We start from the raw sequence: 21,444 nt of genomic DNA, 5'->3' as shown, positions 1-21,444 counted from the left end.
GGCGATCGCCTCTGTCAAGTGAACGCCGGCGACTACAACGCCGCGACGATCGCGTTGTCGAGCTCGTCGGCGTCGACACCGGGGCGGACGGCGGCGTTGGTGAGCAGCACCCAGGCCACGCCGGCGCCGGGGTGAACCCAGAACTCGGTGCCGGCCCAGCCGCCGTGGCCGAAGGTGTCGCGGTCGACGAGCCCGGGGGCGCGGGAGCGCAGGTTGAACGTGAAGCCCCAGTCCTGACCGCGCTCGTCGGGGTACGGGTCGAGGCGGGGGATGTCGCCCGTGAGTGGGCGCCGCATCATGGCGAGACCGGCCGGAGAGAGGATGCCGTCGCGGCCGCCCTGGTCGATGCGCAGCAGCTCGGTGCCGAGGTGCAGCAGGTCCTCGGCTCTGCCGAGCAGGCCCGCACCCGGGGCGCGCGTCGCGTGGAACCGGTCGAGGTCGAGGCCTCCCGACGCGGCATCCGGCACTCCGACCGACTCCGCGGTGTCGAGGGTCAGGCCGATCGCGCCGATCTGCGCGGCCCACTCGAGAGTGCCGTCATCCCAGGTCGTGTCCGTCGCATGCTCGATCAGTGCCGCGATGCCCTCGAAGGCGAGTGTCGAATAGCGCGACGCGGTTCCCGCCGCGAAGTCCCGCCCGCGGGTGAGCAGTTCGTGGCGCAGCGGCAGCGCCGTGTCGAGTGCCGGCTCGGAGATCCCCGACGTGTGCGAGGCGAGATGCCACAGGCGCACGATGTCATCGCGAGACGATCCGAAGTCGGGGAGCGCGTCGGTCAACGGGGTGTTCGGTGTGAGCCGGCCGCGCTCGATCGCCCTCGCTGCGGTGATGCCCGTGAGGACCTTCGTGATCGAGAACAGGGGGTAGACGGCATCCGTGGCGGCGCCGAAGCCGTCGAGGCCGACGATGCCGTCGGCCGTCGCGATGCCGACGACGGCGGTGGGCAGCCTCTCCGCGTGCACGTGGCGGCGGGCCCAGTCGAACGCGGCATCGAAGGTCATGAGTGTGCTCCCGGCCGGATCAGGTCGTCGCGCTTCCCTGGCGACGATGGTGACTCTACGATAGGACCATGACACAGAAAGCGCTTTCCCATCCGGCCGCGCTCATCGACGGTCAGCACCCGACCCGTTCTGTGTTGCGTCTCGTCGCGCGCCGCCCCTGGCGCCTCACGTTCGCGATCACCGCGTTCGCGGTGAAGGAGATCCCGCTGTGGTTCCTGCCGGTGATCACCGCCGCGATCATCGACGTCGTGGCGAGCAAGGGCGAGGTCGCCGAGGTGCTCTGGTGGTTCGCGCTCGCCGCGGTCCTCCTGCTCCAGAACTATCCGAACCACATCATCTACACGCGCAACTTCATGACGGTGGTGCGCGACCTCGGCGCCGATCTGCGCAACGCCCTCACCGCCCGCCTGCAGAGCCTGTCGATCGGCTATCACACGCGCATGAGCTCGTCGATCGTGCAGACCAAGGTGGTGCGTGACGTCGAGAACGTCGAGCTGATGCTGCAGCAGGTCACGCACCCGCTGCTCTCGTCGACCATGGTCATGCTCGGGGCGCTCGCCATGACGGCGGTCACGGTGCCGCAGTTCCTGCCCGTCTACGCCCTCGCGGTGCCCATCGCCATCGGCATCCGCTACGGCATGCGCAACCGCTCGAAGCGTCGCAACGAGGTCTTCCGCCGAGAGATCGAGACGCTGTCGGCCCGCGTCGGCGAGATGGCCTCGCTGATCCCGGTCACCCGAGCCCATGGCCTCGAGGAGACGGCGATCACCCGGGTCGCGGGCGGCGCCGACGGCGTGCGTCGCGCGGGACTCGACCTCGATCTTCTGAACGGACGCGTCGCGTCGATCTCGTGGGTCGCGATGCAGCTGCTCGGCGTCGCGTGCCTCATGCTCGCCGCGGTGTGTGCGCTCACGGGTTTCCTGCCCATCACGCCCGGTGAGGTCGTGATGCTCTCGAGCTATTTCACGCTGCTGACCGGCGGACTCACGCAGCTGCTCATGCTCATCCCCGTCGGTGCCCGCGGTCTCGAGTCCGTCCGTTCGATCGCCGAGGTGCTGCAGGAGCCCGACGTCGAGCAGAACTCCGGCAAGCGCACGGTCGCGGCCGTCGCCGGCGAGATCGTGCTCGAGTCGGCGACCCATCGATACGCGGATGCCGAGGAGGATGCCCTGTTCGAGATCGACCTGCGCATCGCGCCGGGGGAGACGGTCGCCTTCGTCGGCTCGTCGGGGTCGGGCAAGTCGACGCTCCTCAACCTCGTGCTCGGCTTCGTCCGACCGACGAGCGGCCGGATCATGCTCGACAGGCAGGACATGCAGGAGCTCGACCTCCGGACGGTGCGTCGATCCATCTCGGTCGTCCCTCAGGAATCGGTGCTGTTCGAGGGGTCGGTCTTCGAGAACATCGCCTACGGCCTGCCCGACGTCACTCCGGATCGGGTCGAGCAGGCGCTGCGGGATGCCAACGCGTGGGAGTTCGTCAGCGAGCAGCCTCACGGGTGGGACACGGTCGTCGGCGAGCGAGGGGCACGGCTCTCGGGTGGGCAGCGTCAGCGACTGGCGATCGCCCGCGCACTGGTGCGAGACCCCAGGATCCTGCTGCTCGACGAAGCGACGAGCGCCCTCGACCCCGAGTCCGAGGGGCTCGTGAAGGAGGCTCTCGAACGGCTCATGCGCGGCCGCACGACCCTGGTCGTCGCCCACCGCCTGTCGACGATCCGCCAGGCCGACCGCATCATCGTCCTCGAACACGGACGCATCGTCGAGCAGGGCTCGCACGATCAGCTGCTCGCCGCCGACGGGCGCTACGCTCGGCTGCACCTGGTGCAGAACGGCCTGAGATGACACCGACTCACCGTCCTGAGGAGGACCGATGACTTCCGACAAGACCCTTCGCGCTGCCCTGGTGGGCACGGGAGCCGTGGCCAATTCGCACGCCCGCGCCGTCGCCGCGTATCCACGAGCCGAGCTCGTCGCCGTGGCCGACCTCAGTCTCGAGAAGGCCCAGGAGTTCGCCGGCCGATACGACATCGCCGCGGCCTACGGCGATCTCGAGGAGATGCTCGCCGCCGAGCACCCCGACGTGGTCCTCATCTGCACGCCTCCCGCGCCGCACCGGGCGCAGTCGCTGGCCGCCTTCGCCGCCGGAGCCCACGTGATCGTCGAGAAGCCGCCGGCACCCTCCCTCGATGAACTCGATGAGATGCGCACGGGAGCCGTGGCCTCGGGCAGGCAGCTCGCCGTCGTGTTCCAGCAGCGCACAGGCACGGCTGCCGCACACGTCCGGGGGCTGCTGCAGAGCGGCGCGCTCGGTCGTCCGCTCGTCGCGGTCTGCCAGACGCTGTGGTTCCGTGGCGCCGGCTACTTCGCCGTCCCGTGGCGGGGCAAGTGGGAGACCGAGGGGGGCGGCACGACGCTCGGCCACGGCATCCATCAGATCGACCTGCTCGCGCATCTGCTGGGCGACTGGTCGTCGGTGCAGGGCCGGCTCTGGCGGCTCGACCGCGAGACCGAGACCGAGGACGTCTCGACCGCCACGATCGTGTTCGAGCAGGGCGTGGTCGCTCAGGTCATCACGAGCGCGGTGTCGCCCCGAGAGACGAGCTCGATCCGCATCGACACGCAGAAGGCCACGATCACCGTCGACCATGTGTACGGACACGGGCATGAGAACTGGCGGATCACCCCGGCCCCGGGGTTCGAGGCGGAGGCCGAGGGGTGGACGTTCCCGGATGCCGAGGAGCGCAGCGACCACGAACCGCTGCTGCGCGACGTGTTCGACGCTCTGCTCGACGGAGGGCCCCTGCCGTCGACCGCGGATGCTCCCTCCCGATCGCTCGAGATCGTGGCGGGGATCTACGCGTCGGCCGCAGCGGACGGCGCGGTGATCACGCCCGAGCTGTTGGCCGCTCACCCGACGCATCGTGCCGGTTTCGCAAGCCCTGTGACCGACCTGCGCCGATGATCGAGCTCTACCGCGACCCCGTCTACGACGGCGCCACGGATCCGCGTGTCGTGATCGACTCGGGCGGCCTCTGGTGGATGTTCTACACACAGCGACGAGCGAGCCTCGAGGACGCGGGCCCCGGTGTCTCGTGGATCCATGGCAGCAGGATCGGTGTCGCCACCTCGGCCGACGGCGTGGAGTGGACGTACGACGGGACTCTCGAGCCCGCCGCATCCGGCCTCGTCCTGGAGACCGGGCCGCCGCCGGAGGACGTCGACCGCACGCACTGGGCGCCCGAGGTCGTCTGGGACGGCGAGCAGTGGCGGATGTACCTGACCGAGATCGACGGCATCCCCGACCGGTGGCCAGGATTCGTGCGCGAGATCGTCGAGTACGTCTCGGACGACCTTCGCCACTGGAGCCGTCGCGGCGCGCTGGCGCTGAGCAGCGACCGCGTGATCGATGCGGCCGTCGCCCGTACGCCTGACGGGCTCTGGCGGCTCTGGTACAAGGACGAGGCGGCGGACTCGGTCACGATGGTCGCGTCATCCGCCGACCTCGGTGAGTGGACTCTCGATGGCGTCGCGATCGGCGGACGCCCGCACGAGGGCCCGACCGTGTTCGAGCTCGGTGGGTTCTGGTGGATGATCGTCGACGAGTGGCGCGGCATGGGCGTGTATCGCTCGGATGATGGCATCGGCTGGGTGCGTCAGGGCGGAGAGGATGCTGTCATCCTCGCCGACCTCCCCGGCGGAGGGCACGGCAACCACGGCGCTCATGTGCGCGACGGTGATGAGCTGTGGTTCTACTTCTTCGGCACCGCCCATGACGCTGCCGTGCACGCGCCGACAGGGGAGCAGCGGCGCGCGGCGGTATATCGGTTGGGTCTCGAGGTCGAGGCGACGAACCTGGTCGTGAAAGACTGGAAACCCCGACGGTAATCGATGTAATCCGGTCTCGGATTTTGCCGGTTGCGAAACGTTTCAATCTGGATTAGCGTGCAGGTAAGCGTTTTCCCCGCACTTCGGAGATCGCATCCCGCACCACATGGACACAGGCGTTCCGCGGCACTGCCGAACGAGGACGTTCACCAGAGAGGACAACGATGTTCAGCAAGAAGCGTCTGGCGGCCGCAGCGGCCGTCGCCACCAGCGCAGCGCTGGTGCTCGCCGGCTGCGCCGGCGGAACCCCCGAGGCTGGGGCCACCTACGACCCGGATGAGAAGGTCACGCTCGACCTCGCGTTCTGGGGCAACGACGTCCGCGCCGACCTGTACAACAAGGCGATCGAGGCGTTCAACGAGGAGTACCCGAACATCACGGTCAACGCGACCTTCCTCGGGTTCCCGGAGTTCTGGGAGAAGCGCCAGACCGAGGCCGCCGGTGGCGGACTCCCCGACGTGATGCAGTTCGACTACTCGTACCTGCGTCAGTACTCCGAGAACGGCCTGCTGCTCGACCTCGAGCCCTACCTCGGATCCGTCATCGAAACCGACCCGCTGCCCGAGAAGATCCTCGGCATCGGCGTCGTCGACGACACGACCTACGGCATCGCGACCTCCACCAACGCGTGGGGCATGTTCACGAACCCGGCGCTCCTCGAGACCGCGGGCGTCGAGGAGTTCGCCGGCGGCGACTGGGAAGACTACGACGAGTGGATCGGCGAGGTCACCGACGCCGGCGGCGGCGCGTTCTGGGGCGGGTCGGACTGGACCGGTCGCATCCAGAACTTCGAGATCCAGCTGCGCAGCGAGGGCAAGAACCTGTTCGACGAGGACGGCACCCCCGGCTTCGACGAAGACCGTCTGAAGGAGTTCTGGGAGTCCGGCGACGACATCCGCGACGGTGCTGTGGTTCCGCAGCAGACGGTCGAGGAGCTCAACCCGCTCAGTGCCTTCGATGCGGCGAAGAACGCCAGCGAGCTGACGTGGGACAACTTCGGTGCCGGCTACCTCGCCAACCTCGGCGAGAGCTACACCGAGCTCGGCCTCGTGGCTCCTCCCGTCACCAAGGACGGCGCGAAGGACCTCTACCTGAAGCCGTCGATGCTCCACACGATCTCGGCCAAGACCAAGCACCCGGAGGCGGCGGCGACGCTCGTCAACTTCCTGGTCAACTCGCCCGAGTCCGGTGAGATCTTCGGCACGAACCGCGGTCTCCCGGCATCCGAGACCGCTCTCGAGGCGGCCGATCTCGACCCGATGAGCCAGCTCGTCAAGGACTACGAGGAGTCCATCGCCGACCGTCTCGGCGACGCCCCGCCCGTGCCGATCGTCGGCTACGGCACCCTCGAGGAGAAGTTCCGCGTGCTGGGCACCGAGCTGAACTTCGGCACGACGACGGTCGACGAGGCCGTGGAGCAGTTCTTCTCCGAGATGGACGTCGTCCTCAACCAGTGATTCCGTCGGTGGGCCGGGCNCCGCACCCCACCCACTTCGGAAGGAGCTGTCATGAGCACGACGGCGACCAGGACGATCGTCACGGGCAAGAAGTCCGGGCGAGGGCGGGCGCTGCGCAGCGGCCGCCGCCCCGAGAACGAACCCGCACGGCCCGGTCAGCGTGCGCGTCTGCGTCGCGAGACCGCGACCGGCTATGCGTTCCTCACCCCATGGCTGATCGGCTTCTTCGGGCTGACCGGCGTGCCGATGGTGTACTCCCTCTACCTGTCCTTCACGAAGTACAACATCTTCCAGCCGCCCAAGTGGATCGGCCTGGACAACTACATCCGTCTCTTCACGAGCGACCCGAACTTCATCCAGTCGGCGCAGATCACCCTGGTCTACGTGTTCATCGGCACCCCGATCACCCTCGCCGCGGCGCTCGCGGTCGCGATGCTCCTGAACTACCGCGACAAGGGTGCGGGCTTCTTCCGCTCGGCGTTCTACGCCCCGTCGCTCATCGGCGGTTCGGTCTCGGTCGCGATCGTGTGGCGAGCGATGTTCTCCTCCGACGGCCCGGTCGACAGCGGCCTGCAGATCTTCGGCGTCGACCTCGGAGGGTGGATCGGAAACCCGAGCCTCGTGCTCCCGATGATGATCCTCCTCGCGGTGTGGCAGTTCGGCGCCACGATGGTGATCTTCCTCGCCGGTCTCAAGCAGATCCCCAAGGAGCTGTACGAGGCGGCCGAGATGGACGGCGCGAACGCCTACCGCCGGTTCCGCGCGGTGACCATCCCCATGCTCTCGCCGGTGATGTTCTTCAACCTGCTGCTCGGTCTGATCGGCGCCTTCCAGGTGTTCGCCTCGGCGTACATCATCTCGAACGGCACCGGTGGCCCCGCCGGCATGACGAACTTCATCACCGTGTACCTGTACAAGCGCGGATTCTCCGACGGACAGATGGGCTACGCCGCGGCGATCGCCTGGGTACTGCTGGTCGTCGTCGCGATCATCGCCTTCATCCTCTTCCGCACCCAGAGGTCGTGGGTGCACTACTCGGGAGACGACAAATGAGCATCACCACCCCCACCACCGAGGCTGTCGTCACTGCATCCGCCTCCGCGCCTCGGCGCAGGATCAAGCGCAAGACCTGGCAGACCGTCATCTGGTTCATCGGCCTGATCGTGCTCACCGCTGTGGTCCTGTACCCGTTGCTGTGGCTGTTCCTGTCGACGTTCAAGCCGAACTCCGAGTTCGGTCAGAACCCGGGCCTGTTCCCGCAGGCGCCGACCGTCGAGAACTACGGCAAGGTCATGGAGGGCATCGCCGGAGTGCCGATGTGGCGCTTCTTCCTGAACTCGCTGATCCTCGCGGTCTCCGCGGTCGTCGGCACGGTGCTCTCGTCGGCGCTCGCGGCGTACGCGTTCGCCCGCGTGCAGTTCAAGGGTCTGGGTGTGCTGTTCGCGGCGATGATCGGCACGCTGCTGCTGCCGTTCCACGTCGTGATCATCCCGCAGTACATCATCTTCAATCAGCTCGGGTGGGTCGACACGTTCATCCCGCTGATCCTGCCGAAGTTCCTCGCCACCGAGGCGTTCTTCGTCTTCCTGCTCGTGCAGTTCATCCGTCAGATGCCGCGCGACATGGATGAGGCGGCACGCATCGACGGTGCGGGGCACCTGCGGATCTTCTGGTCGATCATCCTGCCGCTCATCAAGCCGGCGCTGATCACCTGCGCGATCTTCTCGTTCATCTGGGCGTGGAACGACTTCCTCGGACCCCTCCTCTACCTGACGAGCCCCGAGAACTACCCGCTGCCCATCGCGCTGCGTCTCTACAACGACCAGACCTCGTCGTCCGACTACGGCGCGACGGTCACGGCCTCGTTCGTCGCGCTGCTGCCGGTGCTGCTGTTCTTCGTGGTCTTCCAGCGCTTCCTCGTCGACGGCGTCGCCACGCAGGGACTGAAGGGTTAGCCATGTCGGTGATCAGCGCAGACCGTCGGGCCCATCGGGCGGCGAAGCGTGAGGCGCGCTCCGGCGCCGGCCCCACGGTCGCCGGTGTCGAACCGGGGGTCAACCCCGGGGCGACGGCGAAGTTCGGTCTGTTCGGCGAGGTGCTCACGGTCGGGCTGCTCATGACGATCATCGCCCTGGGCGTCGTCACCCTGCCGATCGCGCTGGCCGCCGGCATCCGGCATCTGCGGCGGTTCGTCGCGGCCGAGGACTCGCGCACCGCGCTGTTCTGGGAGGACGTGCGCGCCGGCATCCTGCCGTCGCTCGCCGTCGGTGTGCCGGCTGCGCTGATCGCGACGGTTCTCACGATCGACGTCGTGCTCGCGGGGTCGGGTGCGCTGCCCGGTGGTGAGGCCATCGCGGTCGTCGGCTGGGCGGGGCTGCTCGCTCTCGCCGTCGCCGTGCTGCTCGCCGCAGGTGCGTGGTCGCCGACGCTCGGATGGAAGGACGCCGTGCGTGCGGTGCCCGGAGCCACCAGGGCGGATGCCGCCGGCGCCGCGTACATCGCGGCCGCCGCGGTCTTCACCGGAGTCGTGACCTGGGCGCTCGCGCCCCTGTTCATCGCCGGGATCGGCTGCGCGGCGCTCGCCGTGGTCGCCGTGCCCGCGCGTCGCAGGCGTGGAGAGAACCGCGCGGGATGAGAAGGTAGTCGTTGGCGCACGCGCGGACGGACGGAGGCACGCCATGGCGGTAGGGGTGAAGGACGTCGCGGCTGCGGCCGGCGTCTCGGTCGGCACCGTCTCGAACGTGCTCAACCAGCCTGAGCGCGTCTCGGCCAGGACGGTCGAGCGCGTGCAGCGGGTCATCCAGGAGCTCGGCTTCGTGCGCAACGATGCGGCCAGGCAGCTGCGAGCAGGCCGCAGCCGCAGCATCGGACTCGTCGTGCCCGACATCGGAAACCCGTTCTTCGCCGAGGTGGTGCGCGGAGCGGAAGACAGGGCGGCGGATGCCGGCATGACCGTGCTGCTCGGCAACAGCGACGAGCGGGATGAGCGCCAGCTGGCGCACCTCGAGCTTTTCCAGGAGCAGCGGGTGAACGGCGTGCTGCTGACGCCCGCCTCCGACGACCTCTCGGCCGTGCACCGCTTCGCCGCGGGTGGCATGCCGGTGATCCTCGTCGACCGCGAGGTGGAGGAGGGGCTTCTTCCGTCGGTGTCCGTCGACGACGTCGAGGGCGGTCGCCTGGCAGCTGAGCACCTGCTCGCATCCGGGCGGCGCAGGCTCGCGTTCGTGGGAGGGCCGCAGTCGGTGCATCAGGTCGCGGATCGTCTTCGCGGCGTGCAGGCGGCGGTCGCCGACCACTCCGATGCGACGCTCGAGATCTTCGAGCAGTCCGCGCTCACCGTGCTGCAGGGAAGGGCCGCGGGCGAGGCCATCGCGGCACGGCCCGCTGACGCCCGACCGGACGCCGTCTTCGCCGCGAACGACCTCCTGGCCGTCGGTCTGCTGCAGGCCTTCAGCTTCGGATCCGCGATCCGCGTGCCCGACGACATCGCCATGGTCGGCTATGACGACATCGATTTCGCCTCGGCGACCGTCGTGCCGTTGAGCTCGGTGCGGCAGCCGGCGCGGCTGCTCGGCTGGACCGGGGTGGATCTGCTGCTCAAGGAGCTCGACGGCGTCGAACACGATCGTCGTGTGCGATTCCAGCCCGAGCTCGTCGTGCGGGAGTCCAGCGCCGGCGGAGCCTGAGGTCGGATTCGTGACTGCCGGTTCACGATTCGTTCCAGCCACGGGAACCCGTTATGCTTGCAAGGTGCATCCGCTCTTCGCGGGTCGGATGCCTGGAGACGTCGCATAGTCCGGCCGAGTGCACCACCCTGCTAAGGTGGAGTCCCCGCAAGGGGACCAGGGGTTCAAATCCCCTCGTCTCCGCAGTATGAATCCCTGCTCCGGCAGGGATTTTCTGCGTTCAGGAGGTGATCCGGGTCTCCTGCGCGGCGAGGGCATCCGCAAGGTACGACGCCGTCGTGCTGTCGCTCGCCGAGGCGACGGCGCGAGGAGTTCCCTCGGCCACGACAGCGCCGCCGAGATCTCCCGCTCCGGGCCCCACGTCGATCACCCAGTCGGCCTGCGCGACGACGCGCATGTCGTGCTCGACCATCACGACCGTGTTGCCGGCATCGACCAGATGCTGAAGATGCACGAGCAGCCGATCGGTGTCGGACGGATGCAGTCCCGAGGTGGGCTCGTCGAGCAGGTAGAGGGTGTCTCCGTGCTGCGCGCGTCGGAGCTCGGACGCCAGCTTCACGCGCTGCGCTTCGCCGCCCGAGAGCTCCGTGGCCGACTGGCCCAGCGGCAGGTACCCGAGTCCCACGTCGAGCAGGGCGTCGAGGTGTCGCGCGACGTCGGCGTCGTCGTCGAACAGGACACGCGCGTCGTTCACGCTCAGAGCGAGGACCTCGGCGATCGTGTGCCCGTGGAGTTCGATCTCGAGGGTCTCCGGGTTGTAGCGCGTACCTCCGCACGTGCTGCAGGGGGCATGGACCGTGGGGAGGAAGAGCAGCTCCACCTCGACCGTGCCCTCGCCCTTGCAGGTGGGGCATCGTCCGCTCGGGAGGTTGAACGAGAACCGGCTCGCGGCGTAGCGCCGCCGGCGCGCCTCCGGAGTCGCGGCGAACAGAGCCCGCACGCGGTCGAAGAGCCCCGTGTACGTCGCCACGTTCGATCGTGACGTGCGACCGATCGGCTTCTGACTGACCTGCACGACGCGACGCACCCGGCCGGCGGGGCCGGAGGCACGTCCCGTGGTCTCGCTCATCTGCGAGGTGAACAGTGGGTCCGCCGTCGCGCTCTGCTCGCTTTCTGACGCGTCGGCGGACGCGCTGTCCACCTCGCTGGACAGGCTCTGCAGCAGGTCGGGAAGGGCCTGGGTGACGAGAGACGACTTGCCCGAGCCCGAGACGCCGGTGACGGCGGTGAGGCAGCCGAGGGGGATCGACACCGACACGCTGCGGAGGTTGTTGCGCGAGACATCGGTGAGTACGAGCTCGCCGTCCGGCTCGCGAGGGGCAGGCCTCGGTGCCGTCGGCTGTTCGGTGCGCGGATCGTCGGCGAACAGGTACCGCCGTGTCTGGGAGCGCTCGGCCTCTTGGAGCCCGTCGATCGGCCCGGAATAGACGATCTCGCCCCCGGTCGCTCCCGCACCGGGGCCGATGTCGACGATCCAGTCCGCGTGCCGGATCACGTCGAGGGAGTGCTCGACGAAGAAGACCGTGTTGCCCGAGTCTCTGAGCGAGCGGAGGATGCGCACGAGCGCTTCGCCGTCGGCGGGATGCAGCCCGGCAGACGGCTCGTCGAGCACGAACATGACCCCGAACAGCTGCGAGAGCACCTGGGTCGCGAGGCGCATCCGCTGCAGTTCGCCTGAGGAAAGCGTGGGCGTCGAACGATCGAGCGAGAGGTAGCCGAGACCGAGCTCGACGATGGGCGAGACCCGATCGCGCAGCTCGTCGACCAGCCGGTGCGCCGCGAGTCGCTTCTCGGGTGCGAGCGCCTCGCCAGCAGACCCGCCGGCACTCGACTCGTCGCCGGACGGCTCGAGTGCCGTCTCGAGCAGAGCCGCGAGGTCGGCGAGCGGCAGCCCGGCCATCTCTGTGATGTCGAGACCCGCGAATGTCACGGCGAGAGCCTCGGGCTTGAGTCGTCGGCCGTCGCACATCGGACACCGGACGCTGACCATGAAGCTCGCCGCCTTCTCGCGCATCTTCGCGCTCTTCGAGTGGGCGAAGGTGTTGAGCACGTACCGTTTCACGCCCACGAACGTGCTCATGTATGACGGCTCGATCCCGGCCGCGACGGCCTTGCGCACCTGCGCCGGACCGCGGTCGGTGAATACCGGAACCTGAGGGGATTCCTCGGTGTACAGCACCCACTGCCGCTGTTCCTCCGGCAGATCGCGCCAGGGGATGTCGATGTCGTACCCGAGAGAGATCAGGCTGTCGATGAGCTGTTTGCCGTGCCACGCCCTCGGCCAGGCGTCGAGAGCACGGTCGCGGATCGTCAGCGACTCGTCGGGGACCATGAGGTGCAGAGGCACGTCGTAGACCTGCCCGATCCCGTGGCACCGAGGGCACGCGCCCTGGACGGTGTTCGCCGAGAAGTCCTCGGCGAACAGCGGTTCCGCTCCGGGCGGGTACGTCCCGACGCGCGAGAACAGCATGCGCACGACGTTGCCGATCGACGTGGCGCTGCCGACGGTCGACCGCGCACTGCCGGCGGTGCGCTGCTGGGGCAGGGCGACGGCCGGGGGCAGCCCCGCGATGGCATCGACGTCGGGGATGTCGACCTGGCTCATCAGGCGCCTCGCATAGGGCGCGACCGACTCGAAGTATCGACGCTGGGCCTCGGCGTACAGGGTGCCGAACGCGAGGGAGCTCTTGCCCGAGCCCGAGACGCCCGTGAACGCGACGAGGGCGTCGCGGGGAATCCCGACGCTCACGTCGCGAAGATTGTGCACACGTGCTCCGGTCACGACGATGGCGTTCGATGTGCCCGAGAGCTTCGACGGTGGGGTCCCGCCCATCATGGACCTCTTCTCGTTTCCCGCGGACCGCGGGGTGGATGCGACGATCGCCGACACTGCGCCACGCTACCCCGCACGTCGGACTTCGTCGGAGTCCTTGACAGCGGGCTGTCCGACCCGACGATCTCAGCCCGGCGCCGTGACGATCGCAGATCGCGGCGCGTGGCCGTCTGCGTTGTGGCAAGCGTTATCCTGAAGCCCTTCCCCCGTCTCGCACTTAGGAGCATCCTCCATGCCCATCGCCGCTGATGACCCCCGACTGACGCAGGCCTACGACGCCGCATCCACCCGCTACACCGACGTGCCGTTCCAACGTGCCGGGGCGAGCGGCGTACAGCTGCCCAAGGTCTCGCTGGGGCTGTGGCAGAACTTCGGTCGTGATCGCACGTTCGACACCCAGCGCGAGATCGTGCTGCATGCTTTCGACCGCGGCGTCGTGCACATCGACCTCGCCAACAATTACGGCCCGCCCTACGGTTCGGCCGAGTCGACGTTCGGAGCGGTGCTCGACAGCGGCCTGGCGCGCTACCGCGACGAGCTGTTCGTGGCGACCAAGGCCGGATACGACATGTGGCCGGGGCCGTTCGGTGACGGCGGATCCCGCAAGTACCTCACGCGCTCGCTCGAGCAGAGCCTCACGCGAATGAACACCGACTACGTCGACGTGTTCTACTCGCACCGCCCCGACCCCGAGACGCCTCTCGAAGAGACGGTCACGGCACTCGCCGACATCGTGCGCAGCGGCAAGGCGCTGTACGTGGGCATCTCGAACTACCCGGCCGAGCTCGCCCGTCGCGCATACGAGCTTCTCGCCGAGCAGGGAGTGAAGCTGCTGCTGCACCAGCCCCGTTACTCGCTGTTCGACCGCACGCCCGAGGCCGAGCTGTTCCCGACGCTGCGTGAGCTGCAGGTCGGCAGCGCGGTGTTCTCGCCGCTCGCTCAGGGCCTCCTCACGGCGAAGTACATCGACGGCGACGTGCCCGCCGACTCGCGCGCGGCCAACAGCCACTTCCTCGACGGATCGGCGCTCACCGACAGCTACCTCGAGCGCATCCGCGGTATCGACCGCGTCGCGAAGGAGGCGGGCCTCTCGATCCCGCAGCTCGCCGTCGCATGGGTGCTGCGCGACCCGGTGGTGACGACCGCGATCATCGGCGCATCGCGCACCGGTCAGATCGATGACGCCGTCGCCGCGAGCCAGGTCGTGCTCTCGGTCGACGTCATCTCCGCCCTCGAGGAGTTCGCGGCCACGCCCGGCGCGACCGTCGTCTGATCGGCATCCGCGCGTCGGATGCCGCGGCGAGTNGCAGGACTTTTCTGCGGGCTTCGCGTAATGAATCGGGGCGTTGCCGCGTCTGGTTATCGGGGCACCTGACATCAGGGAGCACCCGGAACCGACCTGGGGAGTACCGATGACAGTCGCAGACGCCGAGTTACGTGCGCGCCAGTGGATTCACCGCAGCCCGCTTCCGCTGCCCGAGCTGGCTTTCCACCACATCCTCGCGGCGATCCTCCGAGGCGAGTACTCGCCGGGCGACAGGCTCAACACGGCGCGCTTCGCCGAGGAGCTTCACATGTCGCTGAACCCGATCCGCGAAGCGATCATCCGGCTTCGCGACATCGGACTGGTGGAGGTCACTCCCGCCCGCTACACGAAGGTCGCGGACTTCACCGCGGACGAGTCGCGCGCGGCCATCGGTTACGCGGGCGTGCTGGCCGGCACGGCGCTGAAGGCGATCCTGCCGACGATCTCATCAGAAGGGCTGTCGGATCTCGTGGCCTGTGCCGAGGAGATCGGCGAGGCTGACGGGGTCGATGGCCGCAACGCCGCGGTGATCGCTTTTCTCACCGCCGTGGCCGACCTCATGGAGCATCCGCGGCGGGCCATCCACCTCGTCGAAACGACGATCCTGGCTCAGTGCGCGCTGCAGTTCGGCGAGGTCGCAGGCCGAGACGAGTCGACGCCGGCGCCGTTCCGCGCGGCCGAAGCCGTCGGGCACGCGCTGCGCGCAGCGGATCCGGACCTCACCGAGGCGGCCGTTCGCACGCTCTTCGAGCATCTCGCGGAGTCCTCGGCTGCTGTCTCGAGATCAGCTCCGTCCCGTCTTCGGGATGTGGAGCCCGCCGCCTGACGCCTCGATAGAGTCGCATGCATGACTGCGACGAAGGTGTTGTTCATCGGTGGGACCGGAATCATCTCCTCGGCGGCGAGTGCGCTCGCCGCATCTCGGGGGATGGAGGTCACGCTGTTGAATCGAGGGCAGTCGCGCCGTGAGCCCGCCCCGGGCGTCGAGGTGCTGACGGCGGATGTGTCGGATGCCGCGGCGGTCGACGCTGCTCTCGCCGGTCGTGAGTTCGATGTGGTCGCCGACATGATCGCCTTCACCCCCGAGCAGGTGCAGCGCGACATCGACCGGTTCGAGGGACGCACGGGTCAGTACGTCTTCATCAGCTCGGCATCCGCGTATCAGAAGCCGGTCGCGCGCCTGCCGATCACCGAGTCCACGCCGCTGCGCAACCCGCACTGGCAGTACTCGCGCGACAAGATCGCCTGCGAAGACCTGCTCTCCGCCGCGTATCGTGAGCGCGGGTTCCCGGTCACGGTGCTGCGTCCTTCGCACACATACGACAGGTGGACGATCCCGGCCTTCGGCGGGTGGACGGCGATCGACCGCATCCGCCGCGGTGAGGAGATCATCGTGCACGGCGACGGCACCTCGCTGTGGACGCTCACGCATTCGAGCGACTTCGCGGTGGGCTTCGCCGGACTCCTCGGCAACCCCCTGGCCTACGGCGACAGCTTCCAGATCACCAGCGACTTCGTCTACACCTGGAACGAGATCTACTCGATCCTCGGTCGAGCGGCGGGCGCCGAGCCGAGGATCCGATACGCGACGAGCGCGGCGATCGAGGCTGCCGCGCCCGAGCGCGCCGGTCAGCTCACCGGCGACATGGCACACTCGGTCATCTTCGACAACACGAAGATCCGTCGAGTCGTGCCCGACTTCAACCCGGTCGTCCCCCTGCACACCGCGGCGCGAGAGATCATCGACTGGCACGATGCGCACCCCGAGCTGCAGCGCGTCGACCCCGCCGTGAACGCGCTGTTCGACCGCCTGCTCGCCTGACGGCGCTGCTCAGGCGGCGGACATCACCGCGAGCACGTTGCCCGCAGGGTCGGTGAACCACGCGATGTCGGGCCCTCGATCCGGCGCGCCGCGGAGGATCCCCTTCTCGTCGGTGGCGAACTCCGAGTCGTCGTAGATCTTCGTCACGACGCCGCGTCCGTTGAGCTCGTCGACGGCTGCGTCGATGTCGTCGACGGGGAAGTTCAGGATCGTGAAGCTCGCCGGGGTGTGGTTCGGCTTGGCGTAGACGAGGATCGATCCGCCGTCGGGCAGATGGATGTCGAGGAAGCCCATGGCATTGGTCGTGACGTCGAACCCGAGGGTGTCGCCGTAGAAGGAGCGGGCCGCGTCGATGTCGTCGACGCTGAATCCGCTGAACGCGTGCGTGGTCTGAAAGGCGGTCATGCGTTCAGCATGCGCCGCTCGTCGCGCGGTGTCCAGACCCTACGGGTGCACCTGATTGACGAGGTCGTCTCCGGCGGCGAGCCGGATGACGTTCTGGTCGACCAGCTGTGCGGCGTCGACGGGGCGGTTGCCGGCGATGTGCGGCGTGATCAGCAGGTTCGGCGCATCCCACAGCGGATCGGATGCCGGAAGCGGCTCGGACTTGGCGACGTCGATCGCGGCCGCCCGCAGTCGCCCCGAGCCCAGTGCGTCGATCAGCGCGCCCTCGTCGACCGTCGCACCTCGGCCGACGTTCACGAACGCAGCGCCGGGCTTGAGCGCGCCGAAGACCTCCGCATCGAACAGGTCGGTGGTCTCGGCCGTCGCGGGGAGGATCGACACGAGCACATCGGTCTCCGCGAGGATCGCCGTCGCGTCGGCATCCGCGTGCACCGGGTAGCCCGAGCGGGTTCCCGCCGTGCGGGCGATGCCCTGGACATCGGCGCCCAGGGCCGTGAGGAACGGCGCGAGCGTCGAGGCGATCGAGCCGAAGCCCCAGATCGTCACCCGGGCGCCGGCGAGCGTGTATGAACGCTGAGTGTCGGGCGCGCTCTGTGCGTCGTTGACCTCGTCGTCCCAGCGGTGGTCGCGCTGCGCGTCGTGCAGACGGTCGAGACGCCGCACCGTGCTGAGGATCAGCGCCAGCGCGTGCTCCGCGACCGGTCCGTCGTGCAGCGAGCGACCCGAGCAGATCCGCACCTCGTCACCGAACCCGGCGTTCAGAACCGCATCGGCACCCGAGGCGAGCGCCTGCACGAGCCTGAGCTTCGGCAGCGCGCGGGCAGCCTCCTGCAGCCAGGCCGACGAGTTGTGCCAGACGACCAGCACCTCAGCGTCGCGGTGCTCGGCGGGGATCTCGGCATCGATGTCGTAGACGACGGTCTCGACGTCGGCGCTCACCGGCAGGTCGATGGTGTTCGGGATCAGGATCTTCATGGGGACTCCGCTTTCACATTGGAGGTTGAGGGGATTCGGTCGACTCACGCCACACGATCGTGAGCAGGCCGTCGGGTTTCTGTGGTGGCTCGCTGCCCCGCACGGCGGCGATGAGCCGCTGCATCGAGTACGCACCGAGGCGTTCGCGGTCCTGCACGACGCTCGTGAGCGACGGAACGAGGAACGCGCTCTGGTGGTGGTCGTCCCACCCTGTCACGGCGACCTCCTGCGGGAGCCTCCACCCGCGGCGCGTGGCGGCTCGGATGGCGCCCGTGGCGATGACATCGTTCGCGGCGATCACGGCGAGCGGGGGCGTGTCGTCGGGCAGCGCGTCGATGGCATCCTCTCCGGCCTTCCCGCTCCAGTCGCCGTCGGTCACGCCGAGGGACTCGAGTCCGAGTCGATCGATCGTCGCGAGGTAGGCGTCTCTGCGGGCTCGCGCCGAGGGGAAGTCCTCAGCGCCGGCGAGGTGGAGGAAGCGCCGGTGACCCTGGGCGGCGAGTCGCTCGATCATCTCGGCGATCGGACGGGAGTCGGTGAACTCGCCTGTCATGTGCATGGCGTCGTCGAACTCGCCCACCGAGAGCACGATCGGCCCGCCGCCCGTCGTGTCGGTGAAAGGCAGTGGGGTGAACCCGAGTACGCCCTCGTACTGCCCCGAGTCGACGACCTCGCCCAGGCGCTCGACGCGTTCTGCCGCGTCGTCGGGCAGGCTCACCACCTCGACGACGTACCCCTCGTCGCGGGCAGCGGCGATCGCGCCCGACAGCAGAGTGAGCGGATTCATCGTCGTGATGGGCACGACGACCGCCAGGCGACCGGTGCGCTGCGTGCGCATCGATCGTGCGGCGAGGTTGGGCCGGTAGTTGAGCTCGGATGCCGCGCGCAGGACTCTCTCACGCGTCGCCTCCGAGATCCCGGCGCGGCCGGTGAAGACGAACGACACGGTGGACTGCGAGACCCCGGCGAGATGGGCGACGTCATGGCTCGTCGGGCGCTTCTCCATGGCATCCATCCTCTCGGGGGTTGACGTGACCGGTGTCTCCCTCGATAGTATCTACTACGTCTTAGTAATACGTAGTAACACCTCATCGAGGAGGCAGTGGATGCTCAGGGTCGGAATCATCGGCACCGGCGGGATCGCCGATGCCCACATCAACGGATACCTCGCGTTCCCGGGTGACTGCGAGATCGTCGCGCTCGCCGACGTGATCGCCGGCAAGGCGGCGCAGAAGGCTGAGACCTTCGAGCTCGCAGCCGCGGCATTCGATGACCCGCTCGCCATGATCGCGTCGGGTCTGGTCGACCTCGTGAGCATCGCGACCCCGCCCTCGACGCACGCGGCCCTCGCGATCGCCGCCCTCGACGCGGGCATCGACGTGCTGGTCGAGAAGCCCATGGCCCCGTCGCTCGAAGAGTGCGACGCAATGCTCGCGGCGCAGGAGCGCTCGGGCAGAGTGCTGTCGGTCGTCGCGCAGAACCGCTTCCGCGACGACCTCGCAACCCTCAAGGACGTCGTCGACTCGGGGCTGCTCGGATCGATCTCGCACGTCCGCGTCGACTCGGCGTGGTGGAGGGGGCTGCCCTACTACGACCTGTGGTGGCGCGGCACGTGGGAGAAGGAGGGCGGTGGTTGCACTCTCAACCACGCCATCCACCACATCGACCTGCTGCTGTGGCTGCTCGGCAGTCCCACCGAGATCACCGCGATGCTGGCCAACGCGCAGCACGACAACGCCGAGGTCGAAGACCTCTCGGTCGCTGTGTTCCGCTACGACCGGGGCCTCGCGCAGCTGACCAGCTCGGTCGTGCACCACGGACAGGAGCAGGCGATCGTGATCCAGGGCGCGAATGCTCAGGTCTCGCAGCCGTTCTCGGTCGTCGCGGAGCGCGCTCGCGCCGACGGCTTTCCGGAGCAGGGTGGCGATCCTGAGGTGGTGGCGCGCATCGACACGCTGGTCGCCGCGCGCACGCCTCTCGCTCATCTCGGGCACGAGGGCCAGATCGGCGACCTGCTCGGCGCGATCCGCGACGGCAGGCCACCGATCGCCGGAGGCCAGGACGGGCGAAACGCGGTCGAGGTGGTCACTGCCATCTACAAAGCGGGTTTCGAGAGGCAGTTCGTCTCCCTCCCGATCGCGGCGTCCGACCCGTACTACCGGGCCGGCCAGCTCGTGGCGAACGCGCCGCACTTCTTCGAGAAGAAGGCCTCACTGACCGAGGCGGCATCGTGACCGCGTCCTCGTTCCCCGGCGGCACCTCGCTGTCTCATCTCGACGTCTACACGGATGCCGCACCCGACGGCATCTGCGGAGGCAGCCCCCACATGCACCTCGTCTCGACCGAGGCGTACGTGGTGATCTCGGGGGAGGGTGCGCTGCAGACCATCGATGGTGACGGCTTCCGAGAGACGCCGTTGTCGGCGGGAGCGGTCGTCTGGTTCACCCCCGGCACCGTCCACCGTGCGGTGAACCGGGGTGACCTGCGGGTCGTGGTGCTGATGAGCAACGCCGGGCTGCCCGAGGCGGGTGATGCCGTGATGACCTTCCCCGCAGAGATCGTGGCCGACCCGGATGCCTATGCGGCAGCGGCGTCGCTCGGAGCCGAAGACGGGCGCGCCGAGCGAGCATCCGCACGCCGCGATCTCGCCGTGACCGGATTCGAGACTCTGCGTGATGCGGTTGTCGCCGGCGATCGCGCCGCACTCGACGCCTTCCGCGCGGCGGCCGGTGCACTCGTGCGTGATCGTGCCGAAGCCTGGGGCGACCTCGTGCGAGAGCGTCCGCTCGCCCAGGCCGAGCAGTCGCTCGCGCTCGCCGAAGCGGTGGCATCCGGTTCGGTGACGCACCTCGCCGACGCCCGGGTCCACCAGGCCCTACCCTCGGTGGGGGAGCGCGGATTCGGCATGTGCGGACGCCTGCGAACCTATGACGTGACCGACGAGGAGACTGACCGATGACCCGCACCTACACCTTCGATCCGCTGCCCGAACCGGTCGTCGGCCCCGGCGAGTTCGTCTTCGCAGCCGTGGGGCTGGCGCACGGACACATCCACGGGATGGTCGAGCAGCTCATCGACGCCGGCGCGACCCTCTCGCTCGTCTTCGACGACGATCCCGCGAAGGTCGCGGACTTCGTCGCACGGTTCCCGCAGGCCCGCCCGGCCGCGAGCGAGCAGGAGGTGCTCGACGACCCCGAGGTGCAGCTCGTCGCGAGTGCATCGATCGCGAATCAGCGAGCGCCGCTCGGGGTGCGCGTTCTCGATGCGGGCAAGGATTTCTTCGCCGACAAGCCCGCGATCACGACGACCGACGACCTCACGGCTGCTCGTGACGCCGTCGAGCGCACCGGCCGTAAATTCGCCGTGTACTACGGCGAGCGCGTGCACTCCGAGGCGGCGATCCTCGCAGGACAGCTGATCGAGCAGGGGGCGATCGGCACCGTCCTGCAGGTCGCCTCTTTCGGGCCGCACCGCATCGGCACCGGGCGCCCCGACTGGTTCTACGACCCCGAGCAGTACGGCGGCATCATCTGCGACATCGGCAGCCACAACTTCGAGCAGATGCTCTACTACACGGGCGCGACCGACGGAGAGATCGTCAGCTCGACGGTCGCCAACTACGCGCATCCCGAGACCCCTGGGCTGCAGGACTTCGGAGATGCGCACGTCGTGCTCGACAACGGCACCACCGGATACGTGCGCGTGGACTGGTTCACCCCGGCGGGGCTCGACGTGTTCGGCGACGGGCGCACCGTGCTTCTCGGCACCGACGGCTACATCGAGCTGCGCAAGTACGTCGACATCACGACCGACACCGGGGGAGGGCAGGTGCTGCTCGTCAATCAGGACGGTCAGTTCCGGTTCGATGCCACCGGTCAGACGGGGTATCCCTTCTTCGGGCAGCTGATCCGAGACTGCCTCGATCGCACCGAGAACGCGATGACCCAGGCGCACGCCTTCACGGCGGCGGAGCTCAGCATCGTCGCGCAGCGCGATGCGCGGGTGCTCGCCGGCTGACGGCATCCGCCTTCACCTGCTCGGGAGGAGAGCGCAGTTCTCCTCCCGAACGGGCGAG

The 21,444-nt window shown here is 68.6% G+C and carries 19 protein-coding genes and 1 tRNA gene; 15 read left to right on the top strand and 5 right to left on the bottom strand.

Features of this window, described 5'->3' with window-relative positions; translation table 11 throughout:
• Positions 1–32 precede the first annotated feature (32 nt).
• Positions 33–998 (bottom strand): serine hydrolase domain-containing protein, encoded by a 966-nt coding sequence (locus tag ACTJKH_RS16125; protein WP_440737755.1) that lies wholly within the window; start codon positions 996–998, stop codon positions 33–35.
• Between the two features lie 68 nt (positions 999–1,066).
• On the opposite strand from ACTJKH_RS16125, the gene ACTJKH_RS16120 reads away from it, so the two are divergent.
• The 9 genes from ACTJKH_RS16120 to ACTJKH_RS16080 all read left to right on the top strand — a co-directional run bounded on the left by ACTJKH_RS16120 (position 1,067) and on the right by ACTJKH_RS16080 (position 10,211).
• Entirely contained in the window at positions 1,067–2,842 is a 1,776-nt protein-coding gene (locus ACTJKH_RS16120; protein WP_440737754.1) for an ABC transporter ATP-binding protein, read from the top strand.
• Between the two features lie 28 nt (positions 2,843–2,870).
• On the top strand, positions 2,871–3,962 hold the full coding sequence (locus ACTJKH_RS16115; protein WP_440737753.1) for a Gfo/Idh/MocA family protein: 1,092 nt from the start codon (positions 2,871–2,873) through the stop codon (positions 3,960–3,962).
• A complete protein-coding gene (locus tag ACTJKH_RS16110) occupies positions 3,959–4,885 on the top strand; it encodes a family 43 glycosylhydrolase (RefSeq protein WP_440737752.1) in 927 nt (308 codons plus the stop codon). The genes ACTJKH_RS16115 and ACTJKH_RS16110 overlap by 4 nt, the downstream gene beginning before the upstream one ends.
• A gap of 164 nt (positions 4,886–5,049) precedes the next feature.
• Positions 5,050–6,342 (top strand): ABC transporter substrate-binding protein, encoded by a 1,293-nt coding sequence (locus ACTJKH_RS16105; RefSeq protein ID WP_440737751.1) that lies wholly within the window; start codon positions 5,050–5,052, stop codon positions 6,340–6,342.
• Between the two features lie 51 nt (positions 6,343–6,393).
• Complete coding sequence (locus ACTJKH_RS16100) at positions 6,394–7,395, top strand: carbohydrate ABC transporter permease (protein WP_440737750.1); 1,002 nt, start codon at positions 6,394–6,396, stop codon at positions 7,393–7,395.
• Entirely contained in the window at positions 7,392–8,297 is a 906-nt protein-coding gene (locus ACTJKH_RS16095; protein WP_341956486.1) for a carbohydrate ABC transporter permease, read from the top strand. The genes ACTJKH_RS16100 and ACTJKH_RS16095 overlap by 4 nt, the downstream gene beginning before the upstream one ends.
• Positions 8,298–8,299: 2 nt before the next feature.
• A complete protein-coding gene (locus ACTJKH_RS16090; RefSeq protein ID WP_440737749.1) occupies positions 8,300–8,977 on the top strand; it encodes a hypothetical protein in 678 nt (225 codons plus the stop codon).
• A gap of 43 nt (positions 8,978–9,020) precedes the next feature.
• Positions 9,021–10,028 carry a LacI family DNA-binding transcriptional regulator gene (locus ACTJKH_RS16085; protein WP_440737748.1) on the top strand — a complete coding sequence of 336 codons (1,008 nt, stop codon included), beginning with the start codon at positions 9,021–9,023 and terminating at the stop codon, positions 10,026–10,028.
• A gap of 94 nt (positions 10,029–10,122) precedes the next feature.
• Positions 10,123–10,211, top strand: a tRNA-Ser gene (locus ACTJKH_RS16080).
• A 37-nt stretch (positions 10,212–10,248) separates the two neighbouring features.
• Here the strand turns inward: ACTJKH_RS16080 and ACTJKH_RS16075 are convergent.
• Complete coding sequence (locus tag ACTJKH_RS16075; RefSeq protein WP_440737747.1) at positions 10,249–12,864, bottom strand: excinuclease ABC subunit A; 2,616 nt, start codon at positions 12,862–12,864, stop codon at positions 10,249–10,251.
• 229 nt (positions 12,865–13,093) lie between these two features.
• Here ACTJKH_RS16075 and ACTJKH_RS16070 point away from each other — a divergent pair, with 229 nt between their 5' ends.
• The 3 genes from ACTJKH_RS16070 to ACTJKH_RS16060 all read left to right on the top strand — a co-directional run bounded on the left by ACTJKH_RS16070 (position 13,094) and on the right by ACTJKH_RS16060 (position 15,989).
• The gene (locus tag ACTJKH_RS16070; RefSeq protein WP_440737746.1) at positions 13,094–14,134 is read left to right on the top strand and encodes an aldo/keto reductase; all 1,041 of its coding nucleotides are present in this window, start codon (positions 13,094–13,096) and stop codon (positions 14,132–14,134) included.
• A gap of 139 nt (positions 14,135–14,273) precedes the next feature.
• On the top strand, positions 14,274–14,993 hold the full coding sequence (locus ACTJKH_RS16065; RefSeq protein WP_440737745.1) for a GntR family transcriptional regulator: 720 nt from the start codon (positions 14,274–14,276) through the stop codon (positions 14,991–14,993).
• A gap of 21 nt (positions 14,994–15,014) precedes the next feature.
• Positions 15,015–15,989 carry an NAD-dependent epimerase/dehydratase family protein gene (locus ACTJKH_RS16060; RefSeq protein ID WP_440737744.1) on the top strand — a complete coding sequence of 325 codons (975 nt, stop codon included), beginning with the start codon at positions 15,015–15,017 and terminating at the stop codon, positions 15,987–15,989.
• A gap of 9 nt (positions 15,990–15,998) precedes the next feature.
• Here the strand turns inward: ACTJKH_RS16060 and ACTJKH_RS16055 are convergent, their stop codons facing one another.
• From ACTJKH_RS16055 to ACTJKH_RS16045, 3 genes are read right to left on the bottom strand one after another with little or no spacing between them, the layout of a single operon-like run.
• Positions 15,999–16,394: a VOC family protein gene (locus tag ACTJKH_RS16055; RefSeq protein WP_440737743.1), complete on the bottom strand. Its 396-nt coding sequence runs from the start codon at positions 16,392–16,394 to the stop codon at positions 15,999–16,001.
• Between the two features lie 39 nt (positions 16,395–16,433).
• The gene (locus ACTJKH_RS16050; RefSeq protein WP_440737742.1) at positions 16,434–17,369 is read right to left on the bottom strand and encodes an NAD(P)-dependent oxidoreductase; all 936 of its coding nucleotides are present in this window, start codon (positions 17,367–17,369) and stop codon (positions 16,434–16,436) included.
• 13 nt (positions 17,370–17,382) lie between these two features.
• On the bottom strand, positions 17,383–18,375 hold the full coding sequence (locus ACTJKH_RS16045; protein WP_440737741.1) for a LacI family DNA-binding transcriptional regulator: 993 nt from the start codon (positions 18,373–18,375) through the stop codon (positions 17,383–17,385).
• Positions 18,376–18,475: 100 nt separating this feature from the next.
• Between ACTJKH_RS16045 and ACTJKH_RS16040 the strand changes: the two genes are divergently transcribed.
• Genes ACTJKH_RS16040 through ACTJKH_RS16030 form a run of 3 tightly spaced genes read left to right on the top strand, consistent with a single transcriptional unit; the run spans position 18,476 to position 21,386 of the window.
• Positions 18,476–19,603 (top strand): Gfo/Idh/MocA family protein, encoded by a 1,128-nt coding sequence (locus ACTJKH_RS16040; protein ID WP_440737740.1) that lies wholly within the window; start codon positions 18,476–18,478, stop codon positions 19,601–19,603.
• Complete coding sequence (locus ACTJKH_RS16035) at positions 19,600–20,328, top strand: cupin domain-containing protein (RefSeq protein WP_440737739.1); 729 nt, start codon at positions 19,600–19,602, stop codon at positions 20,326–20,328. The genes ACTJKH_RS16040 and ACTJKH_RS16035 overlap by 4 nt, the downstream gene beginning before the upstream one ends.
• On the top strand, positions 20,325–21,386 hold the full coding sequence (locus tag ACTJKH_RS16030) for a Gfo/Idh/MocA family protein (RefSeq protein ID WP_440737738.1): 1,062 nt from the start codon (positions 20,325–20,327) through the stop codon (positions 21,384–21,386). The genes ACTJKH_RS16035 and ACTJKH_RS16030 overlap by 4 nt, the downstream gene beginning before the upstream one ends.
• The last annotated feature ends 58 nt before the right edge of the window (positions 21,387–21,444 follow it).

The sequence above is a fragment of the Microbacterium sp. 22215 genome (assembly GCF_052045655.1).
Classification (GTDB): domain Bacteria; phylum Actinomycetota; class Actinomycetes; order Actinomycetales; family Microbacteriaceae; genus Microbacterium; species Microbacterium phyllosphaerae.
Note: the sequence above shows the minus strand (reverse complement) of the source record. Positions and strands in the feature narration are given on the sequence as shown.

What these genes read in the sequence shown, in the direction of transcription:
- ACTJKH_RS16125 (WP_440737755.1), bottom strand. Translation starts at nt 998, where the DNA reads ATGACCTTCGATGCCGCGTTCGACTGGGCCCGCCGCCACGTGCACGCG.
- ACTJKH_RS16120 (WP_440737754.1), top strand. Translation starts at nt 1,067, where the DNA reads ATGACACAGAAAGCGCTTTCCCATCCGGCCGCGCTCATCGACGGTCAG.
- ACTJKH_RS16115 (WP_440737753.1), top strand. Translation starts at nt 2,871, where the DNA reads ATGACTTCCGACAAGACCCTTCGCGCTGCCCTGGTGGGCACGGGAGCC.
- ACTJKH_RS16110 (WP_440737752.1), top strand. Translation starts at nt 3,959, where the DNA reads ATGATCGAGCTCTACCGCGACCCCGTCTACGACGGCGCCACGGATCCG.
- ACTJKH_RS16105 (WP_440737751.1), top strand. Translation starts at nt 5,050, where the DNA reads ATGTTCAGCAAGAAGCGTCTGGCGGCCGCAGCGGCCGTCGCCACCAGC.
- ACTJKH_RS16100 (WP_440737750.1), top strand. Translation starts at nt 6,394, where the DNA reads ATGAGCACGACGGCGACCAGGACGATCGTCACGGGCAAGAAGTCCGGG.
- ACTJKH_RS16095 (WP_341956486.1), top strand. Translation starts at nt 7,392, where the DNA reads ATGAGCATCACCACCCCCACCACCGAGGCTGTCGTCACTGCATCCGCC.
- ACTJKH_RS16090 (WP_440737749.1), top strand. Translation starts at nt 8,300, where the DNA reads ATGTCGGTGATCAGCGCAGACCGTCGGGCCCATCGGGCGGCGAAGCGT.
- ACTJKH_RS16085 (WP_440737748.1), top strand. Translation starts at nt 9,021, where the DNA reads ATGGCGGTAGGGGTGAAGGACGTCGCGGCTGCGGCCGGCGTCTCGGTC.
- ACTJKH_RS16075 (WP_440737747.1), bottom strand. Translation starts at nt 12,864, where the DNA reads ATGATGGGCGGGACCCCACCGTCGAAGCTCTCGGGCACATCGAACGCC.
- ACTJKH_RS16070 (WP_440737746.1), top strand. Translation starts at nt 13,094, where the DNA reads ATGCCCATCGCCGCTGATGACCCCCGACTGACGCAGGCCTACGACGCC.
- ACTJKH_RS16065 (WP_440737745.1), top strand. Translation starts at nt 14,274, where the DNA reads ATGACAGTCGCAGACGCCGAGTTACGTGCGCGCCAGTGGATTCACCGC.
- ACTJKH_RS16060 (WP_440737744.1), top strand. Translation starts at nt 15,015, where the DNA reads ATGACTGCGACGAAGGTGTTGTTCATCGGTGGGACCGGAATCATCTCC.
- ACTJKH_RS16055 (WP_440737743.1), bottom strand. Translation starts at nt 16,394, where the DNA reads ATGACCGCCTTTCAGACCACGCACGCGTTCAGCGGATTCAGCGTCGAC.
- ACTJKH_RS16050 (WP_440737742.1), bottom strand. Translation starts at nt 17,369, where the DNA reads ATGAAGATCCTGATCCCGAACACCATCGACCTGCCGGTGAGCGCCGAC.
- ACTJKH_RS16045 (WP_440737741.1), bottom strand. Translation starts at nt 18,375, where the DNA reads ATGGAGAAGCGCCCGACGAGCCATGACGTCGCCCATCTCGCCGGGGTC.
- ACTJKH_RS16040 (WP_440737740.1), top strand. Translation starts at nt 18,476, where the DNA reads ATGCTCAGGGTCGGAATCATCGGCACCGGCGGGATCGCCGATGCCCAC.
- ACTJKH_RS16030 (WP_440737738.1), top strand. Translation starts at nt 20,325, where the DNA reads ATGACCCGCACCTACACCTTCGATCCGCTGCCCGAACCGGTCGTCGGC.